The sequence below is a fragment of the Chelatococcus sp. CO-6 genome (assembly GCF_001271345.1).
Taxonomy (GTDB): domain Bacteria; phylum Pseudomonadota; class Alphaproteobacteria; order Rhizobiales; family Beijerinckiaceae; genus Chelatococcus_A; species Chelatococcus_A caeni.
Genome location: NZ_CP012398.1, coordinates 414,757 through 432,459, shown reverse-complemented (window position 1 = coordinate 432,459; position 17,703 = coordinate 414,757). Strand labels below are relative to the sequence as shown.

Genomic DNA, 17,703 nt, shown 5'->3' with positions numbered 1-17,703 from the left:
TCCCGGACGGGAAGACAAGGGCGGCCGAAAGGCCGCCCTTCTTTTTTGAGCTTTTTTGAGCTTTCCGGCACGGCTGCTGTCGTGCCGAAAGATGCGCGCGGACATGGGGCGCGAGATTTTTCAGCTGCCCGCCTCTTGGCGCGGCCTGCGCACAATCACAATATAGGCGGAATGACCACCGAAGAGATCGCTTCAGCGGCGGCGTTGTCGCCCGCGCTCACCGATGCCGGCGTTCGTGTTCCGGGCAGCGCCGAGAGGATCCTGCCCGGTGCCGACGGCCGTGGCGTCGACGGCGCAGTCGCCCCCGTTCCGCAGCGGCGGGACGGCGATGGGAAGGACGGCGCCGCCGGGCCGTTCGACTGCCCGCAGTGCGACAGCACCTACATGCTCGCCGGCCAATTGTCGCCCGACGGCCTGAGGGCGAGCATCGCGCTGCGTGACTGGCTCTTGAGCGAGGCGCGGCAGATGCGCGATTCCGTCGCCATCGTCGCCGGCATGTGCGAGCGCATGCTGGCCGCCGGCCTGCCGATCGACCGGGTGTCGCTCACCATCAAGACCCTGCACTCGCTGCATGCCGCCATTTCGCGCACCTGGATCAAGGGGGCGGGCGTCACCCTGCAGGCGTTCCCCTACCGGGTTGAATCGCACGACGGCTATCTGCGCAGCCCCTTCTATGCCGTGCACCAGGCGCGCCGGCCGTTGCAATTGTGGCTGCCGAAGACCGCGGAGGACTGCTACGGCATCGTGCCGGAGCTGAAGGAGGCCGGCTACACGCACTATCTGTGCTTCCCGGTGTTCTTCGCCAACGGCGATGCGAACGGCATCGCCTTCGCCACCAAGTCCCCCGAAGGCTTCTCGCCTGAGCACCAGGCGCTGATCGAGGCCGTCATGCCGGCCATCGGCGCGGTGATGGAGATCACCGCCGGCTACATCACGCTCGGCCATGTGCTGCGCACCTATATCGGCGACGAGCCGCAGAAGCGCGTGCTGTCGGGAGACGTGCGGCGCGGGGAGGTGACGCGCATCCGTTCGGCCATCCTCTTCGCCGACATGCGCGGCTATACGCGCTTGACCTCGAATCTCGCGCCGGAGGAGACGGTCGACCTGCTCAACGGTTATTTCGACTGCCTCGTGCCGCCCATCGAGAGCGAGGGCGGGGAGGTGCTGAAATACATGGGCGACGGCCTGCTCGCCATCTTCCGCGACCGGGGGGACGACACGGGCGCGGCCGCCCAGTCGGCGCTCGATGCCGCCCAGGCGGGCCTTGCGCGTCTTGCGTCCGCCAATGATGCGGGCGAGCTGCGCGTCCGGCTCGCCGCCGGCATCGCCCTTCACCATGGCGAGGCCGCCTATGGCAATGTCGGCTCGGGCGACCGGCTGGATTTCACGGTCGTGGGACGGGACGTCAACGTGACGAGCCGCGTCGCCAAGCTCAACCGCCAGCTCGGCGAGCCCCTGCTGATGACGCGCGCCTTCGTCGAGCACCTGTGGGCCGATCCGCACCGGCTCGGCCATTACGAGCTCGACGGCCTGAGCGACGCGGTCGAGGTCTACCGGCCCTAAAAGATCAGAGCGGCAGGGCTCTCAGCAGGGCGGCGCAGGCGACGCCGGCCAGCATGGCGCCGACGGCGCTGCGCGTCAGCACCATCACCAGCCCCGCCGTCGCCACCGCCAGCATCGCCGTCGGCCCGCCCTTCACGGCCGCCGGCACCACCAGCGCCACGATGACCGACATGGCAAGATGGCGCAGGAAGGCCTCGATGCGCGGCGTGATCGGCACGAAGCTCATGATGACGACGCCGCCGATGCGGGTGAGGAGGGTGACCGCCGCCATGAGCGCGATGGCGAGGAGGGCGGTGGTCTCGTCAACCATGCCGGAGCGCCCCCGTGATGCCGCCGGCGAGCGCCCCTGCGACGACGTGCCAGCCGAAGGGCAGCACCCAGGCCCCGACGAGGGCGACGGCCGCCGCGACAATCCACGGCACGAGGTCCGGCAGGCCGCGCCACTGGCCGACGACGGCCGCCGTGAAGAACGAGATCATCAGGACGTCGAAGCCGAAACGGGTGAGGTCGCCGAGGTTGGCGCCGAGCACGGCACCGACCGCGGTGGCGAGGATCCAGGCGACCCACATGAGGAGCCCGCTGCCGAGAATGAGGCCGGCGTCGGTCTCGCCGCGCTGCAGGGCGCGGGTGGCCTGGGCCCAGTTGGGGTCGCTCAGCACGCTGAGGACCGCATAGCGCTTCGCCACCGGCAGGTGGAGCAACCAGGGAGCGAGCGCCGCGCCGAGCAGGATGTGGCGGGCGTTCACCGCAAAGACCGTCAGCGCCAGCATCAGATAGGGCATGGGCGAGGCCCACAGGTCGAGCGCGGCGAACTGCGAGGCGCCCGCGAAGACGAGCGCGCTCATGAGGACGGAGAGGGTGGCCGGCAGCCCCTTCTCGATGGCCGCGGCGCCGAAGGCGATGCCGAACGGGATGACGAAGATGGCGACCGGCGCGATCTCACGCGCGCCGTCGACGACCCCGCGCAGGGTCAGTGTCGCTGTTCGGGCCGTCCTTGCGGGCGCGCCGTGCGCGTTCATGACAGGTCCTTCCTGGTGCCGACCGCGAGAAGCCGGCATGGCTCGCCTCCTGTCAACCGGCCCGGGCGCTCGGCAGCTGCGCATCCGCCGCAGGGCCGAGGGGCGCCAACATCGCTAGCGCCGGGTTAAGCCGCTCGGCGAAACACGCGGGTCGGGCGAAACCAGCACTTTACGGCTCTGTGGCATCGTCATCCCGTTGCCATCGAGGTCCGCGGATGACGCCCGACAAGTCCAACCCGCTGCCGCTCCGGTTCTCGGCCGATCAGGGCGGCAACATCGCCATCTGGTTCGCGCTCGCCCTGCTGCCGCTCGTCTTTTCCGTGGGCGTCGCGGTCGATTATTCCCGGGCCGCCACCCTGCGCACCAAACTGCAGCGCGCGACGGACGCGACGATCGTGGCGATCGCCCCGCTCGCCTCGCAGAAATCGAAGGCGGAGCTGCTCACGATCGCGCAGACCTATTTCGACGCCATGATGCGGCCTGACCTGTCCAAGATGGGCGGTTCGGCGGCGCATATCGACGATATCTGGATCAGCAACGCCCAGACGGAGATGAAGCTCTACACCTCGGCGGCCTATCCGCCGATCATCATGAACATCGGGCGGCTCAGCAAGGAGGCGATCCCGATCAGCGCCTATACGCGCACCGTCATCTCCAACGACACCTTCGAGATCGCGCTCGTCATGGACAACTCGGGCTCGATGGGCGCGACCGTGGGCGGGCGCACCAAGATGGCGGCGACGAAGGACGCGGCGAAGAAGCTGGTCGATACGATGTACGCCAGCCCCGCCGTCGCCGAGCGCACCAAGATGTCGGTCGTGCCGTTCACGCTGTCCGTCAAGGTCGGCGCGCAATACTACAACAAGACCAACCCGTCTGCCTCGGCCCCATGGCTGGATCTCGGAGCGAAATCGTCGATCCATTGGGAGAACATCAAGCTCGATACGAGGCCGGGCGCCTGGAACCCGGCATCGCGCTTCGCGCTCTTCAAGGAGCTTGGCGTCGATTGGGCCGGATGTGTCGAAACGCGGCCCGGCGAGCACGGGGTCAAGGACACCCCCGTCAGCCAGAGCGACGGCAACAGCTATTTCGTGCCGCAATTCGCGCCGGACGAACCGGGGGTGAAGGACGGCACCACCACCATCTACAGCGGCCGCTTCTCGAACAGCTACATCGATGACAGCAGCAGCGCATGCCAGCCTTCGTCGCCGAGTTCCGAGGTCGATGCCCAGCAGCGGGTGTGCAAGTACCGTGGCTCAGCGTCCAAGCGCAGCAACTCCCGCGGCCCCAACGCGAGCTGCGACGCGCGCGAGCTGACCCGCCTGACCGGCACCGCGCAGACGATCCGCAGCGCCATCGACCAGATGAACGCCTCGGGCAACACCAATCTGTTCGAGGGCTTCATGTGGGGCTGGCGCACCATCTCGCCCAACACGCCTTTCGCCGAAGGTCGCCCCTATGGCACGGAGAACAACCGCAAGATCATCATCCTGATGACGGACGGCGACAATGTGTGGAACTCGGCGAGCAACACCCTGAACAGGTCGATCTACTCGCCCTTCGGCTACTATACGAACAACCGGCTGGCGACCAACGTGACGACCTCCGCCAAAGCCACCACCGTGATGGACGGCAAGACGCTGGAGGCCTGCACCAACGCCAAGGAGAAGGGCGTCATCGTCTATACGGTGGCCTTTTCCACGCCCAACGACCCCATCAGCAATGCCGGCCTTACGCTCCTGACCAACTGCGCATCCATCGACCCGACCGATTCGAGCCACCGGCTCGCCTATATCGCGGCGACGCCCGACGAGATCATCGCGGTCTTCGAAGAGATCGCGCGCAATATCGGGGCGCTGCGCATTGCCGAGTGAGGAGGGGCGGGCGATGAGAAGCAGCCGGCGGCGGGCGGTATTGTCAGCGCCCGTCGCCTATGCCATGGAAACCCGGCGCCGCGGGAACGTTTCTGTGCGATAGCTGTGCCATGAGACGCGTCGGCGGCGCCAAGTCCTTGATGGGCCAGTAGCTCAATGGTTAGAGCCGGCCGCTCATAACGGTCTGGTTGCAGGTTCGAGTCCTGCCTGGCCCACCATGTATTTCAAGTGCTTAGGCGCTGGGCCTGCGCCGCCAGCGAAATCTCCAACGAAACTCAATGCTCGTCCGCAGCCGGACCGCATGTCGTCGCAGGAATGCGGGCGATGACCTTGATCTCGAAGTCGAAGCCCGCGAGCCAGTTGACGCCGACTGCCGTCCAGTTCGGATAGGGCGGTGCGCCGATCTCCTCCGCCCGCACGGCCAGCACGGTCTCGATCTGTTCGTTCGGCCTCGTGTGGAAGGTGGTGACGTCGACGACGTCGTCGAAGCTGCATCCGGCCGCGGCGAGGACCGCGCGCAGATTGGCGAAGGCGAGCCGGACCTGGTCCTCGAACACGGGTTCCGGCGAGCCGTCCTCACGGCTTCCGACCTGGCCCGAGACGAAGAGAAGATCGCCGGAGCGAATGGCCGCCGAATAGCGGTGAACGTCATACAACGCATGGCGGTTGGCCGGGAAAATGGCGTCACGTCGAGGCATCTTGTGTTCCTTTCTGTCTTGGCAAGAGGGGGCGGCCGGAGCCGGTAGACGTTTGTTTGCGGAACTGCACGGGGCGGGTCACAGCCGCGCCAGCTCCTCTTCCGTGAAATCCGCTGTTTCCGCGATGTGCTTCTGCCGGTCGAGTTCGTCGATGCGTCCCGCGAGAGCCTTGCGGACGCCGGCATAGGCCTCGGCGCCGAGCACCAGCCGCTTCGGCAGGGGAGCGTCCTGGTCGGCAAGGCGGATCATCGCGTCCGTCATTCGGTCGGGGTCGCCCTTGATCACCCAGGACCCGTGCAGCGCCTCGCGGATGCGGTCGGCGGGCGTCCCCTCATAGGCTGCGAGCGGCCGCGTGCGGGCGAGATTGTCGCCGAAGCTGGTCCGGGCCGGCCCCGGTTCGACGAGGGTGAAGGCGATCCCGAAGGGAGCGACCTCCTGCGCCACCGATTCCACGAAGCCCTCGATGCCCCACTTGGTCGCGTGATAGAGGCTGAAGGCGGGGTAGGCGATCTGGCCGCCTTCGCTCGACACCTGCAGGATACGGCCGCCGCCCTGGCTGCGCAGATGCGGCAGGGCCGCCTGGATGAGCGTGATCGAGCCGATGAGATTGGTGTTGATGATGTCCCGGACCTGCGCGTCGCTCGCCTCTTCCGCTGCGCCGAGCAGACCATAGCCCGCGTTGCTGACGACGAGGTCGATGCGAGGGACCGTGCCGAAGGCGCGGTCGACCGCAGCGCGTACCGAGCCTGGATCCTTGAGGTCCATTGCGACGATGCGAAGTGTTTCGCGATGGCGGGCCCGCAGGTCGGCAAGCGCATCCTCGCTGCGGCTCGTGCCGATGACGCGGTCGCCCCTTGTCAGGGCCTTCTCGGCCAAGAGCCGACCGAGACCGGACGACACACCCGTTATGAGCCAGGTCTTCTGCATTTCTCACACCTCCTGATTGACAGAGGAGAAGATAGGGGGGCCGCATTGCGCGCATTAGCCGTTGAAATCGGCATGGGGTGATGCAAAATCCCCATCAATGCCCCGCCCGTCGCTCAATGATCTCACCGCCTTCGTGGCCGTTGCCACGCACCGCAGCTTCCGCCGCGCGGCGGACGAGCTCGGGACGGCGCCTTCCACACTGAGCCATGCGATGCGGGCGCTCGAGGAGCGCATGGGCGTGCGCCTTCTGAACCGCACGACGCGCAGTGTCTCGCCGACGGAGGCCGGCTTCCAGCTGCTCGCCCGGCTTCGGCCGGCGCTCGCCTCGCTCGACGAGGCGCTCGACAGCGTGGCGGACTTCCGGGGCAATGTCGCCGGAACCGTCCGCATCAACGCGCCGCGGCTCGCGGCAGGGCTGCTCGTGCGCGAGGTTCTCCCTCGGGTGGCGGAGCGCCACCCGGATGTGACCGTGGACGTCGTCGTCGAGGGGCGGCTCATCGATATCGTCTCGAGCGGCTTCGATGCCGGCGTGCGCCTGATCGGCTCCGTCCCCAGGGACATGGTCGCCGTGCCGTTTGCCCGTGCGCTGACATTCGTTTGCGTCGCGTCGCCCGCCTATCTCGACCGCTTCGGCGAGCCGGGAACCCCCGAGGACCTGCAACGCCACCATTGCATCGGCCACCGCATGCCCAGCGGCAAGCTCTACCGATGGGAGTTCGAACGCGCCGGCCAGGAACTCGTGATCGACGCGAACGGCCCCGTCGTCCTCGATGACGAGGAGCTGATGGTCGAAGCCGCCATCGAGGGGCTCGGCATCGCCTATGTGGCGGACTGGGCCGCCGAGACGGCGCTGTTGGACGGCCGGCTGCGCAAGGTCCTCACCGCATGGATGCCCGGTCCGGAAGAGATCGCGGTCTACTATCCCGGGCATCGCGCGGTGCCGCCGGCCCTGCGCGCCTTTCTCGACGTCGTCAAGAACCTGCGGAAGACAGAGCCCTAGCCGGTCAGTGAAGCAGCCGGCTAGGCATGCAACGCGTGGCCGAGCGCCTTGAGGGCCGCTTCCTGAAAAGCCTCGCCCTGCGTCGGGTGCGCGTGGATCGTGGCGGCCACGTCCTCGAGCCGCGCCCCCATCTCGATGGCGAGGCCGAAGGCCGTCGCGAGTTCGGACACGCCTTGGCCGACCGCCTGGATGCCGAGCACCAGGTGGTTGTCGGCGCGCGCGACGATGCGCACCAAGCCGTCCTCGGCGAGGCGCGTCATGGCGCGCCCGTTGGCGCTGAAGGGGAACTGGCCGATCTTGATCTCCCGGCCGCCGGCGCGCGCCTCTTCCGGCGACAGCCCGACCGCGACGATCTCGGGATCGGTGAAGCAGATGGCGGGGATGGCGCGGACATCCCAGGTGCGGCGCTTGCCGGCGACGATCTCGGCGACCATCTCGCCCTGGGCCATGGCGCGATGCGCAAGCATCGGCTCGCCGGTCACGTCGCCGATCGCGTAGATGCCGCGCATCGAGGTGCGGCACTGATCGTCGATGCGCGGGAAGCGGCCGGCCATGTCGAGGTCGATCTCCTCGAGGCCCCAGCCGTCGGTGACCGGGCGACGGCCGACCGCCACCAGCACCTTCTCGGCCGGGATGCGCTTCTCGCCGCTCGCGGTCTCGACGATGAGCGCATCCCCCTTGCCCGACAGGCCGCGCGCTTTGGTGCCGGTCAGCACCGAGACGCCGATCTCCTTCAGCCGCTTCACGACCGGCCGCGTCAGCTCGGCGTCGTAAAGCGGCAGGATCCGGGATTCCGCTTCCACCACGGTGACGGCGGTGCCGAGCTTGGCGAAGGCCATGCCCAGTTCGAGGCCGATATAGCCGCCGCCGATGACGACAAGCGTCCTGGGCAGCTTCGTCAGCGCTAACGCTTCGCTGGACGAGATCACCGGGCCGCCGAAGGGCAGGTCCGGCAGCGCGACCGGCTCTGAGCCGGTGGCGATGACGATCGCCTGCGCGCGGATGACCTGCACCCCCGTCTCCGTCTCCACGGCGACGGTCTTGCCGTCCCGGAAGCGGGCTCGGCCGTGGACAGACTTCACGCCGGCCTTCTTGAGGAGGTTCGCGACGCCGTTGTTGAGGCGGCCGACGATATGGTCCTTCCAGGCGATCGTCTTCCTGAGGTCGAGGGCCGGAGCGGAGACGGAGATGCCGAGCGGGGCCGAGGCGCTCGACCAATGGACGGCCTTCTCGAATTCCTCGGCCGCGTGGATCAGCGCCTTGGACGGGATGCAGCCGACGTTGAGGCAGGTGCCGCCGAGCCTGCCGCTCTCGACGATCACCGTATTGATCCCGAGCTGGCCGGCGCGAATCGCACAGACATAGCCGCCGGGACCGGCGCCGATCACGAGCAGCGAGCAAACGATCTCGTTCATCGTCTTCCTCAGCCTTCCACGAAGATCAGGGCGGGCGTCTCCAGGAGCGCCTTGATGCGCTGCACGAAGACGGCGGCGTTCCAGCCGTCGATGATGCGGTGGTCGAACGAGGACGACAGGTTCATGACCTTGCGCGGAACGAATTCCTTGCCGTCCCAGAGCGGCCGGACCGCCATCCTGTTGACGCCGACGATGGCGACCTCCGGCCGGTTGATCACCGGTGTCGTGGCGATGCCGCCGAGCGCGCCGAGGGAGGTGATGGTGATCGTCGAGCCGGCAAGCTCCTCGCGTGTCGCCGTACCCTTGCGTGCTGCTTCCGCGAGGCGGTTCAGCGCGGCTGCGCAGTCCCAGATGTCGCAGGCTTCCACATGCCGGACGACGGGGACCAGCAGGCCGGCCTCGGTCTGCGTCGCGATGCCGATATGGATCCCGCCGAAGCGGCGGACGAGCCCGGCCTCGTCCTCATAGTGGGCGTTGATCATCGGCTGCTCGCGAATGGCCGTGACCATGGCGCGCATGAGGAAGGGCAGGAGCGTCAGGCGCGGACGGTCGGCGCGCTTCTCGGCGTTGAGCTTGGTCCGCAGCTCCTCGAGCGCGGTGACGTCGACCTCTTCCACATAGGTGATCGGCACGATGCGGGCATGCGCGAGCTCCATGCGCTCCGCGATGCGCCGGCGCAGGCCGATGACCTTGATCTCCTCGACCGTATTGTCCGGCGCGAGCCTCGGCCGCGCGGTTCCGGCAGGCCCCTCGCGCAGGAAGGCGTCGATGTCCTCGTGCGTGATGCGGCCGGCGGGCCCCGTCCCCGGCACCTGGCGCAGGTCGATGCCGGCCTCCCGCGCACGGCCGCGCACCGCCGGCGAGGCGACCGGTTTCTCGCCCGAGGGCCTCGGGGCCGCTCCCATGGCGGGCGTGGCGCGCGCCGCGGGTGCCCGGGCGGGCTTCGGCTCCACCTCTTCCGCCACCGTCCCGGTCGCGGGCGGCCGGGACGGCTCCGGCTCAGCCGGCCGCACACCCGGGTCGGTCGATGCCGTTGCCGGCGCGTCGGTGTCGCCCTCACCCGGGGTCCTGAGCCGCACGAGCGGCGCGCCGACGGCCACCTTCTCGCCGATCTCCGCGCCGATCCATGCGACTTCGCCCTCGACGGGCGAGGGAATCTCGACCGTCGCCTTGTCGGTCATCACGGCGGCGAGCACCGCGTCCTCGCGCACCAGATCACCGACCTTCACGTGCCATTCGACGAGTTCCGCCTCCGCGATCCCCTCGCCGACGTCGGGCAGCTTGACGGTGCGTTCGCCCATTCAGGCCTCCATCGCTCGCACCAGCGCCTCGCCGACGCGGGCGGGGCCGGGGAAATAGTCCCATTCCTGGGCGTGGGGGTAGGGCGTGTCCCAGCCGGTGACGCGGCCGACCGGCGCCTCGAGGTGATAGAAGCAATGTTCCTGCACGAGGGCGGCGAGCTCCGCGCCGAAGCCGGAGGTCAGCGTCGCCTCGTGCACGATCACGCAACGCCCCGTCTTGCGGACCGACTCGACGATGCAATCGAGATCGAGCGGCAGCAGCGTCCGCAGGTCGATGATCTCGGCGTCGATGCCGGTCTCCTGCGCGGCGGCCTCCGCCACATAGACCATCGTGCCATAGGCGAGGACCGTGACGCTGCTGCCCTGCCGGCGCACCTCGGCCTTGCCGAGCGGGACGGTGAAATGGCCGGCGTCCACATCGCCGAGCGGATGCCTGGACCATGGCGTCACCGGCCGTTCGTGATGGCCGTCGAACGGGCCATTATAGAGCCGCTTCGGCTCCAGGAAGATGACCGGATCGGGGTCCTCGATCGCGGCGATCAGCAGCCCCTTGGCGTCGCGCGGGTTTGAGGGCACCACCACCTTCAGGCCGCAGACATGCGTGAAGAGCGCTTCGGGGCTCTGGCTGTGGGTCTGGCCGCCGAAGATGCCACCACCGGACGGCATGCGCACGACGATGGGACAGGTGAACTCGCCGTTCGAGCGGTAGCGGATGCGGGCCGCCTCCGAGACGATCTGGTCATAGGCCGGATAGACATAATCGGCGAACTGCACCTCGACGCATGGCCGGAGCCCGTAGGCCGCCATGCCGATGGCGGTGCCGACGATGCCGAGCTCGCTGATGGGCGTGTCGAAGCAGCGGGTCTTGCCGTATTTCTGCTGGAGGCCCGCCGTGCAGCGGAAGACGCCGCCGAAATAGCCGACATCCTCGCCGAAGACGACGACCTTGCCGTCCCGCTCCATGGATATGTCAATGGCCGAGCGGATGGCCTCGATCATGGTCATGCGCGGCATGGCTCAGACTCCGGCCTGATGGCGCTGGCGCCTCAGATGCGGCGGCATCTCGGCATAGACGCCCTCGAACATGTCGCGCACGGACGGCTTGCCGCCCGAATGCAGCGTGCCGTGCTTCTCGGCCTCCTTCTGCGCCACGATGACGCTGTCCATCACCTCGGCCTCCGCCTGCCTGTGCCGCTCCTCGCTCCAGGCGCCGCGCCGGACGAGGTGGTTCTTGAGCCGGATGACGGGATCGCCGAGCGGCCATGCCTCCGATTCGTCCTTGGGCCGGTAGGCCGACGGATCGTCCGAGGTGGAGTGAGCGCCGACGCGGTAGGTGACGTACTCGACGAGTGTGGGGCCGAGATTGCGTCGGGCGCGCTCGGCCGCCCATCTGGCAACGGCGTAGACGGCGAGATAGTCGTTGCCGTCGACCCGTAGCGCCGGGATGCCGAAGCCGAGGCCGCGCGCGGCGAATGTGCCGGCCCCGCCGCGCGCGATGCCCTGGAAGGTCGAGATGGCCCACTGGTTGTTGACGATGTTGAGCACGACCGGCGCCCGGTAGGTCGAGGCGAAGACGAGGGCGGCGTGGAAATCGCTCTCGGCGGTCGACCCGTCGCCGATCCAGCCCGCCGCGATCCGGGTGTCGTTGCTGATCGCCGACGCCATCGCCCAGCCGACGGCCTGCACGAACTGCGTCCCCAGATTGCCGGAGATCGAGAAGAAGCCGTGCTCCTTCGAGGAGTACATGATGGGGAGCTGCCGGCCCTTCAACGGATCGGCCTCGTTGGAGAAGATCTGGTTCATCATGTCGACCATCGGGTAGCCGCCCGCAATCAGGAGGCCGGCCTGCCGATAGGTCGGGAAATTCATGTCACCGGGCTCGAGCGCCTTGCGGAAGGCACAGCTCACGGCCTCCTCGCCCATGTGCTGCATGTAGAAGGAGGTCTTGCCCTGGCGCTGCGCCATCAGCATCCGGGCGTCGAAGGCACGCAGCGTCATCATGTGGCGCAGGCCCTCGAGCAGGGCTTCGTCGGAGAGCAGGCCGCTCCAGGGGCCGACCGCCTCGCCCTCCCGGTTCAGGACGCGAATGATCGAGAAGGCGAGGTCGCGAATGTCGCGCGGGTCGACGTCCACCGGCGGTCGCGGCACCGAGCCGGCCTTCGGGATCGGCACGTTGGAAAAGTCCGGCGTGCCGCCCGGCCGCACTTCCGGTTCGGGGACGTGCAGGCTGAGAGGGGGAAAGTCGTCCATCATGAAAGCCTATGTGCTTGCCGGGACTACCAGAACACGACCGTCGCGGACGCGATGCGCATGGCCGGGCCGCCCGGCCCGACCGAGGGATCGGCGGTGCCGCCCATGCGGGCGACGCAACTGCACGAGCGCCGCCCGCGCCGATCATCGACCGGATCGGGCGCAATTTCCACTGTTGCGTGCATCGGAGAGGAGCGACTGCGGACTGCGCAGACCCTGCGCCGTCAGTCGCAGACCGGCGTCGGCACGATATCGGGCGGAGGCGTCCGTTTCGATTCTGCGAGCGTCATCTGCCCGTCGTCACCGGCCAGCCATTTGAAGACGCGGTCGTTGTAGGTGCGCAGTTCCTCGCGCGACAGCTTGCCGTCGCCGTCGGCATCGATGCCCCTGAAGAAGCATCTGGCCACGGAGAGGGCGACGGGGGCCGGGAAGTCCTGGTCTGCGGCCAGCCACGCGGCATATTCCTTCACCGTCAGCGTGCCGTTGCCGTCGGCATCGATCGCCCGGAGCTCCGCCTCGTCCGCGGCGGCGTGCTCTTCATAGGTGATCACGCCGTCGCCATTCCGGTCGATCTCGGCAAAGCGTTCGTCCTGCGTCTGTGCCAGGGCACCGGACGAGAATGCGAGCACGAGCAGGATGGCGCAGGATGGACGGATCACGGCAAACCTCCGGGCAGGCGGATATCCGTCGTCCAGTAGGCAACAATGGCGGCGGCGTCCAGCCTGCCGATCAGATACGGCCTGTTCGGCTTCCACACTGTGCGTGCGGGTTCGCGGCCCCGGCGGCGGCGCCCTCCGGGGGGCTGACATCGTACCGTCGCTGGAAGGCCACTCGCGTGAAAGGTTGACATCAACAGATATAGGTTGATATCAACCATTCTCCTTCAACAGGATGCCGACCCCATGTCTTTCTATCGCTGGGTGCTCGTCGGGGCAGGGGCCCTGATGTCATGCGTCGCCGTCGGGGCGATGTTCTCGCTCGCCATCTTTCTCGACCCGATGGCGACGGAGACCGGCTGGTCGCGGTCCGGCCTGTCGAGCGCGATGACGCTCAACTTCCTCGTCATGGGTGTCGGCGGCTTCGCCTGGGGCGCGGCGAGCGACCGTTTCGGCACGCGCATCGTGGTGCTCATCGGGGCCGTGGTGCTCGGGCTGGGGCTCGTGCTGGCGAGCCGGGCGACATCGCTCGTCGGCTTCCAGCTCACCTACGGGCTTCTCGTCGGCGTCGCGGCCAGCGCCTTCTTTGCGCCGATGATCGCGGCCGTCTCCGGCTGGTTCGACGAGAACCGGAGCCTTGCCGTCTCGCTCGTCTCGGCCGGCATGGGCGTTGCGCCGATGACCATTTCGCCGCTCGCGCGCTGGCTGATCACGGCCTATGACTGGCGCACGGCGATGCTGCTCATCGGGCTGCTGGCCTGGGCGCTCCTGCTGCCTGCAGCGCTCCTCGTGCGCCGGCCGGCGGCGGACGCCGGTTCCGCAGGAGCCGCCGCATCTGCCGCGGGCGGGGGCGGCCCGTCGGTTGGCGCCGTGTTCCGCTCGCCGCAGTTCCTCGTCCTCGGCCTCACCTTCTTCGCCTGCTGCGCCGCCCATTCCGGGCCCATCTTCCACATGGTGAGCTATGCCATCGTCTGCGGCATCGCCCCGCTGGCGGCGGTGAGCATCTACAGCGTCGAAGGGCTGGCGGGGCTCGGCGGGCGTGTCCTGCTCGGCCTGCTCGGCGACCGCTACGGCGCCAAGCCCGTGCTCGTCGCGGGCCTCATGGTGCAGGCGCTCGCCATCGGCAGCTATACCTTCGTCAGTTCGCTCGGGGAGTTCTATGCGCTCGCCGTGATCTTCGGCACGGCCTATGGCGGGGTGATGCCGCTCTATGCGGTGCTGGCGCGGGATTATTTCGGCCAGCGCATCCTCGGCACCGTCTTCGGCGCCGCGACCATGCTGTCGAGCATCGGCATGGCCATCGGCCCGCTGTTCGGCGGCTGGGTGTTCGACACGTTCGGCAATTACGCCTGGCTGTTCATCGCCTCGAGCGGCCTCGGGCTGGCGGCCGTGGCGATCGCGCTCGCCTTCCCGTCGCCGCGCCGGGAGCGGCTGCAACTGGCCTGAGGTCGCTGGTGGGCGCTGCGGAGCGCCACCGCCCGGGGCAGGGTGGTGGCGCCTGTCGGGCTGCAAGAGTGTTCGTCAACGTGCCCGATGGTGCTGCGCGTACCAGTCGGCGATCTCGCTGCCGGTGGCGAGCCACACCTCCTGTCGCGAGGTGATGTGGGCGAGGGCCCTGTCGAAAGCGCGCATGCGGTGCGGATGGCCGATCAGGAACGGGTGCAGCGCGATGGCCATCACCCGGCCGGTCACGGCGCCATCCTCATAGAGCCCGTCGAACTGGTCGCGGATGGTCTGCGCGAAGTCCTCGCCCGTCTGGGCGCGCTCGATGAAGGCGGCGTAGTCGTTGATCTCGGCGGAATAGGGCAGCGACAGCATGGTGCCGCTCCTGACGCGCATGGGATAGGGCTGCTCGTCGTTGACCCAGTTGGCGACATAGCCGACCCCCGCCTCGGCGAGGAGGTCGAGCGTGCGGTGGGTTTCGCTCAGGCCCGGGCTCAGCCAGCCGCGTGGCCGCGTGCCCGTGGCCTCGGTGATGGTGTCGAGCACCGTCGTGACGAGGTGCCGCTCCTCCTCCTCGGACTGGGCGTTGATCATGGTGGAGTTGTTGGTGCCGTGCCCCATCCACTCCCAGCCGAGCGCCTTGCCGGCTTCCAGGATGCGCGGATAGTGCCCAACGACATCGGCGTTGAGGGCGGCCGTGCCGCGGATGCCGTGCCGCTCCATCACCTCCATCAGCCGCCAGATGCCGACGCGCACGCCATAGTCGCGCCAGGAATAGTTGAGGACGTCGGGCACGAAGGCGGTCGTGGCCGGCACGATCGCCGCGCCCGGCCGATCGAACAGGAAGTGTTCGATGTTCGGGATGACCCAGACGGCGACGCGCGCGCCGTGCGGCCAGCGCAGGGGCGGGCGGTCGACGATGGCCGAATAGGGGAAGCGGCCGTGTTCCTGCGGGATCGCTGCAGCCTGTGACATGGATGGTCTCCTTGCTCGTCTCGACCGATGCCGCGCATCGGCCGGTCGCAAGGGAGATAGAGCCGCTCGCGGAGGAGAAGAATTGGGCTCCAGTGATGAAGACATCGGACTAGAATGTCCGAAATCGAGGATCGTCCATGGACAGCCTGCACGCCTTCAACGCCTTCGTTCGCGCCGCCGAGGCGCGCAGCTTCACGGTCGCCGGCCGGCAGCTCGGCGTGTCCTCCTCCGCCATCGGCAAGGCGATCGCGCGGCTCGAGGAGAAGGTTGGCGTGCGCCTGCTGCATCGCTCGACGCGCGCGGTCACGCTGACGGCGGAGGGGGCGCTCTTCCTGGAGCGTTGCCGCCGCATCTTCAGCGAGATCGAGGCGGCGGAGCTGGAGCTGGCGCAGACGCAGGGCGCGCCGCGCGGCAAGCTGCGCGTCAGCCTCCCCATCGTCGGCATGCTGATGATGCCGACGCTCACGGCCTTCATGCAGGCCTATCCGGACATCGAGCTCGACCTCGACTTCACCGACCGGCTGGTCGACGTCGTGGAGGAGGGCTTCGACGTGGTGGTGCGGGCCGGTGCGGTGAGCGATTCCCGCCTGATGATGCGCGTCCTGGGCGGCTTCCGGCTCGGGCTCGTTGCCTCGCCCGGCTATCTTGCGCAAAGGGGCACGCCGCGCACGCCCGCGGATCTCGCCGGCCATGCCTGCCTGCACCATCGCTATGCGACGAGCGGCAAGCTCGAGCCCTGGCCGCTGCGGCGCGGCGCAGGGGATCCGGAAATTCCGGTAGCGGCCGTCGCCAACACCATCGAGCCGCTGATCGCGATGGTGGAGGCCGGACTCGGCATTGCCTGCCTGCCGGATTTCGCCATTCGCCCGCAGCTCGCCGAAGGGCGGCTCTGCGCGGTGCTCGCCGAGCACACGGAGCACGAAGGCACCTTCCGGCTGCTTTGGCCGTCGAGCCGTTACATGTCGCCCAAATTGCGCGTCTTCGTCGACTTCATGGCGCGACACCTCTTCGCGCAATGAGGTCGCCTATTCGGACAATTGCGCCGTCGAACGCTCGTAGCGGGTTTCGCCCGTCGCGGCATCGACGCCCGCGAGGCTGACGTCGTAGCCCCACAGCCGGCGCACGTGGCGCAACGTGGCATCGCGCTTCTCCTCCTCGAGGAGGACGCCGTTCTTGATGTAATGGGCGAGCCGCAGGTGCCGGTTACCGAGCAGGTCGACGTCGACCACCTGGATGTCGGGCAGGTTGGCGCCGGTCTCGTAATTGCGGGCGAGGGCGGTGCGCACGGCTTCATAGCCGCGCTCATTGTGGATGGACGTCACCTCGCAGAAATTGTCGCCCGCCCTGTCGGACAGCAGGAACAGCCGGAACTTCCGGATCAGCGCCGGGCTCAGATATTGCAGGATGAAGGATTCGTCCCGGTGGTTGGCCCAGGCGTCGATCAGCGTGGCGCGCCAGTCGCCGCTGCCGGCGAGATCGGGAAACCAGTCCCTGTCCTCCGCGGTCGGCTGCGTCGCGATGCGCTCGATGTCCTGCATCAGGGCAAAGCCCAAGGCATAGGGGTTGATGCCGGAAAAGCGCGGGTCGTCGAAATCGGGTTGGAAGACGACGTTGGAGTGGCTTTGCAAAACCTCCAGCATCGTGCCCTCGTTGATCTTCCCCTGATCATAGAGGCGGTTCATGATGAAGTAGTGGACGAAGGTGGCGCAGCCCTCGTTCATCACCTTCGTCTGGCGTTGTGGATAGAAATACTGGGCGATGACGCGCACGATGCGCAGGATCTCGCGTTGCCACGGCTCCAGGATGAGGCTGTTCTTCTCGAGGAAATAAAGAAGATTCTCCTCCGGCAGGTTGAGGGCCTTCTTGCGCTCTGCCGCGTCGCGCTCGGCCTTGGAGGCGCCGTCCTCGTCGCTGGCATCGGTCGAGGAGGGGAGTGTCCGCCACAGGTCGTTGTAGGTCTGCTCCTCGTATTCCAGCCGCTCGCGGGCGCGCTCGCGCTCCTTCTCCGAGGAGAGGCGCGGCGGGCGGCGGTAGCGGAAGACGCCCTGGTCCATGATGGCGTGGGCGGAATCGAGGATCTCCTCGACGGCGGCGGTGCCGTGGCGCTCCTCGCACTTCGTGACGTATTTCTTGGCGAATTCCATGTAGCCGAGGATGGCGTTGGCGTCGGTCCACTGCCGGAAGAGATAGTTGTTCTTGAAGAAGTGGTTGTGCCCGAAGGCCGCATGCGCCGTCACCAGGGCCTGGATGGCCATGGTGTTCTCCTCCATCAGGTAGCTGATGCAGGGATTGGAGTTGATGACGAGCTCGTAGGCGAGGCCGCGCAGCCCCTTGCGGTAGAGATGGTCCTCGAAGACGAAGCGCTTGCCGAAGGACCAGTGCTGGTACATCAGCGGCATGCCCACCGAGGAATAGGCGTCGAGCATCTGCTCGGAGGAAATGATCTCGATCTGGTTGGGGTAGACGTCGAGCCGGAGCTCCTCGAGAGCGATGGTCTCGATGGCGTCGTAGGTGCGCGAGAGGGTGGCGAAGTTCCAGTCGGAGCCGGAAAAGAGGAGCGGTGAGGCTGGCCGTTTCGTCAT

The 17,703-nt window shown here is 67.9% G+C and carries 16 protein-coding genes and 1 tRNA gene; 6 read left to right on the top strand and 11 right to left on the bottom strand.

The features are described 5' to 3' along the window. Nucleotides 1-171: 171 nt before the first annotated feature. Nucleotides 172-1,563 (top strand): adenylate/guanylate cyclase domain-containing protein, encoded by a 1,392-nt coding sequence (locus tag AL346_RS02170; protein WP_019401670.1) that lies wholly within the window; start codon nt 172-174, stop codon nt 1,561-1,563. Nucleotides 1,564-1,567: 4 nt separating this feature from the next. Here AL346_RS02170 and AL346_RS02165 read toward each other — a convergent pair whose 3' ends face one another. Both AL346_RS02165 and AL346_RS02160 read right to left on the bottom strand, forming a co-directional pair. Continuing rightward, on the bottom strand, nt 1,568-1,873 hold the full coding sequence (locus AL346_RS02165; RefSeq protein WP_019401669.1) for an AzlD family protein: 306 nt from the start codon (nt 1,871-1,873) through the stop codon (nt 1,568-1,570). Beyond that, complete coding sequence (locus AL346_RS02160; RefSeq protein WP_019401668.1) at nt 1,866-2,582, bottom strand: AzlC family ABC transporter permease; 717 nt, start codon at nt 2,580-2,582, stop codon at nt 1,866-1,868. Before AL346_RS02160 ends, AL346_RS02165 begins: the two co-directional genes overlap by 8 nt. Nucleotides 2,583-2,797: 215 nt before the next feature. On the opposite strand from AL346_RS02160, the gene AL346_RS02155 reads away from it, so the two are divergent. Both AL346_RS02155 and AL346_RS02150 read left to right on the top strand, forming a co-directional pair. Beyond that, nucleotides 2,798-4,456 carry a Tad domain-containing protein gene (locus AL346_RS02155; RefSeq protein WP_019401667.1) on the top strand — a complete coding sequence of 553 codons (1,659 nt, stop codon included), beginning with the start codon at nt 2,798-2,800 and terminating at the stop codon, nt 4,454-4,456. 142 nt (nt 4,457-4,598) lie between these two features. Next, nucleotides 4,599-4,674, top strand: a tRNA-Ile gene (locus AL346_RS02150). Nucleotides 4,675-4,731: 57 nt separating this feature from the next. Here the strand turns inward: AL346_RS02150 and AL346_RS02145 are convergent. Both AL346_RS02145 and AL346_RS02140 read right to left on the bottom strand, forming a co-directional pair. Next, nucleotides 4,732-5,154 carry a RidA family protein gene (locus tag AL346_RS02145; protein WP_019401666.1) on the bottom strand — a complete coding sequence of 141 codons (423 nt, stop codon included), beginning with the start codon at nt 5,152-5,154 and terminating at the stop codon, nt 4,732-4,734. 78 nt (nt 5,155-5,232) lie between these two features. Beyond that, nucleotides 5,233-6,081 carry an SDR family oxidoreductase gene (locus AL346_RS02140; protein ID WP_019401665.1) on the bottom strand — a complete coding sequence of 283 codons (849 nt, stop codon included), beginning with the start codon at nt 6,079-6,081 and terminating at the stop codon, nt 5,233-5,235. Nucleotides 6,082-6,178: 97 nt separating this feature from the next. Between AL346_RS02140 and AL346_RS02135 the strand changes: the two genes are divergently transcribed. Further along, entirely contained in the window at nt 6,179-7,081 is a 903-nt protein-coding gene (locus AL346_RS02135) for a LysR family transcriptional regulator (protein WP_019401664.1), read from the top strand. 20 nt (nt 7,082-7,101) lie between these two features. Here the strand turns inward: AL346_RS02135 and lpdA are convergent, their stop codons facing one another. From lpdA to AL346_RS02110, 5 genes are all read right to left on the bottom strand, one after another. Beyond that, a complete protein-coding gene (gene lpdA / locus AL346_RS02130) occupies nt 7,102-8,496 on the bottom strand; it encodes a dihydrolipoyl dehydrogenase (RefSeq protein ID WP_019401663.1) in 1,395 nt (464 codons plus the stop codon). Nucleotides 8,497-8,504: 8 nt separating this feature from the next. Beyond that, a complete protein-coding gene (locus tag AL346_RS02125; protein ID WP_053193209.1) occupies nt 8,505-9,797 on the bottom strand; it encodes a dihydrolipoamide acetyltransferase family protein in 1,293 nt (430 codons plus the stop codon). Beyond that, nucleotides 9,798-10,811: an alpha-ketoacid dehydrogenase subunit beta gene (locus tag AL346_RS02120; RefSeq protein WP_019404513.1), complete on the bottom strand. Its 1,014-nt coding sequence runs from the start codon at nt 10,809-10,811 to the stop codon at nt 9,798-9,800. It lies immediately after the preceding gene. Between the two features lie 3 nt (nt 10,812-10,814). Continuing rightward, nucleotides 10,815-12,047, bottom strand: a complete 1,233-nt coding sequence (locus AL346_RS02115; protein ID WP_026015544.1) for a 3-methyl-2-oxobutanoate dehydrogenase (2-methylpropanoyl-transferring) subunit alpha — start codon at nt 12,045-12,047, stop codon at nt 10,815-10,817. A 224-nt stretch (nt 12,048-12,271) separates the two neighbouring features. Beyond that, nucleotides 12,272-12,706: an EF-hand domain-containing protein gene (locus AL346_RS02110; RefSeq protein WP_019404511.1), complete on the bottom strand. Its 435-nt coding sequence runs from the start codon at nt 12,704-12,706 to the stop codon at nt 12,272-12,274. Nucleotides 12,707-12,949: 243 nt separating this feature from the next. On the opposite strand from AL346_RS02110, the gene AL346_RS02105 reads away from it, so the two are divergent. Then, nucleotides 12,950-14,149, top strand: coding sequence for an MFS transporter (locus AL346_RS02105; RefSeq protein WP_019404510.1), 1,200 nt, complete (start codon nt 12,950-12,952; stop codon nt 14,147-14,149). Nucleotides 14,150-14,224: 75 nt separating this feature from the next. Here the strand turns inward: AL346_RS02105 and AL346_RS02100 are convergent, their stop codons facing one another. Next, complete coding sequence (locus AL346_RS02100; protein WP_019404509.1) at nt 14,225-15,121, bottom strand: polysaccharide deacetylase family protein; 897 nt, start codon at nt 15,119-15,121, stop codon at nt 14,225-14,227. Between the two features lie 137 nt (nt 15,122-15,258). Here AL346_RS02100 and AL346_RS02095 point away from each other — a divergent pair, with 137 nt between their 5' ends. Further along, nucleotides 15,259-16,140, top strand: coding sequence for a LysR family transcriptional regulator (locus tag AL346_RS02095; protein ID WP_019404508.1), 882 nt, complete (start codon nt 15,259-15,261; stop codon nt 16,138-16,140). 6 nt (nt 16,141-16,146) lie between these two features. Here AL346_RS02095 and AL346_RS02090 read toward each other — a convergent pair whose 3' ends face one another. Next, a complete protein-coding gene (locus AL346_RS02090) occupies nt 16,147-17,703 on the bottom strand; it encodes a SpoVR family protein (protein WP_019404507.1) in 1,557 nt (518 codons plus the stop codon).

Excerpts from the sequence above, each read along its gene's own strand:
- AL346_RS02165 (WP_019401669.1), bottom strand. The coding sequence starts at position 1,873 with ATGGTTGACGAGACCACCGCCCTCCTCGCCATCGCGCTCATGGCGGCG.
- AL346_RS02125 (WP_053193209.1), bottom strand. The coding sequence starts at position 9,797 with ATGGGCGAACGCACCGTCAAGCTGCCCGACGTCGGCGAGGGGATCGCG.
- AL346_RS02160 (WP_019401668.1), bottom strand. The coding sequence starts at position 2,582 with ATGAACGCGCACGGCGCGCCCGCAAGGACGGCCCGAACAGCGACACTG.
- AL346_RS02135 (WP_019401664.1), top strand. The coding sequence starts at position 6,179 with ATGCCCCGCCCGTCGCTCAATGATCTCACCGCCTTCGTGGCCGTTGCC.
- AL346_RS02120 (WP_019404513.1), bottom strand. The coding sequence starts at position 10,811 with ATGCCGCGCATGACCATGATCGAGGCCATCCGCTCGGCCATTGACATA.
- AL346_RS02115 (WP_026015544.1), bottom strand. The coding sequence starts at position 12,047 with ATGGACGACTTTCCCCCTCTCAGCCTGCACGTCCCCGAACCGGAAGTG.
- AL346_RS02145 (WP_019401666.1), bottom strand. The coding sequence starts at position 5,154 with ATGCCTCGACGTGACGCCATTTTCCCGGCCAACCGCCATGCGTTGTAT.
- lpdA (WP_019401663.1), bottom strand. The coding sequence starts at position 8,496 with ATGAACGAGATCGTTTGCTCGCTGCTCGTGATCGGCGCCGGTCCCGGC.
- AL346_RS02095 (WP_019404508.1), top strand. The coding sequence starts at position 15,259 with ATGGACAGCCTGCACGCCTTCAACGCCTTCGTTCGCGCCGCCGAGGCG.
- AL346_RS02105 (WP_019404510.1), top strand. The coding sequence starts at position 12,950 with ATGTCTTTCTATCGCTGGGTGCTCGTCGGGGCAGGGGCCCTGATGTCA.
- AL346_RS02140 (WP_019401665.1), bottom strand. The coding sequence starts at position 6,081 with ATGCAGAAGACCTGGCTCATAACGGGTGTGTCGTCCGGTCTCGGTCGG.
- AL346_RS02155 (WP_019401667.1), top strand. The coding sequence starts at position 2,798 with ATGACGCCCGACAAGTCCAACCCGCTGCCGCTCCGGTTCTCGGCCGAT.
- AL346_RS02090 (WP_019404507.1), bottom strand. The coding sequence starts at position 17,703 with ATGACGAAACGGCCAGCCTCACCGCTCCTCTTTTCCGGCTCCGACTGG.
- AL346_RS02100 (WP_019404509.1), bottom strand. The coding sequence starts at position 15,121 with ATGTCACAGGCTGCAGCGATCCCGCAGGAACACGGCCGCTTCCCCTAT.
- AL346_RS02170 (WP_019401670.1), top strand. The coding sequence starts at position 172 with ATGACCACCGAAGAGATCGCTTCAGCGGCGGCGTTGTCGCCCGCGCTC.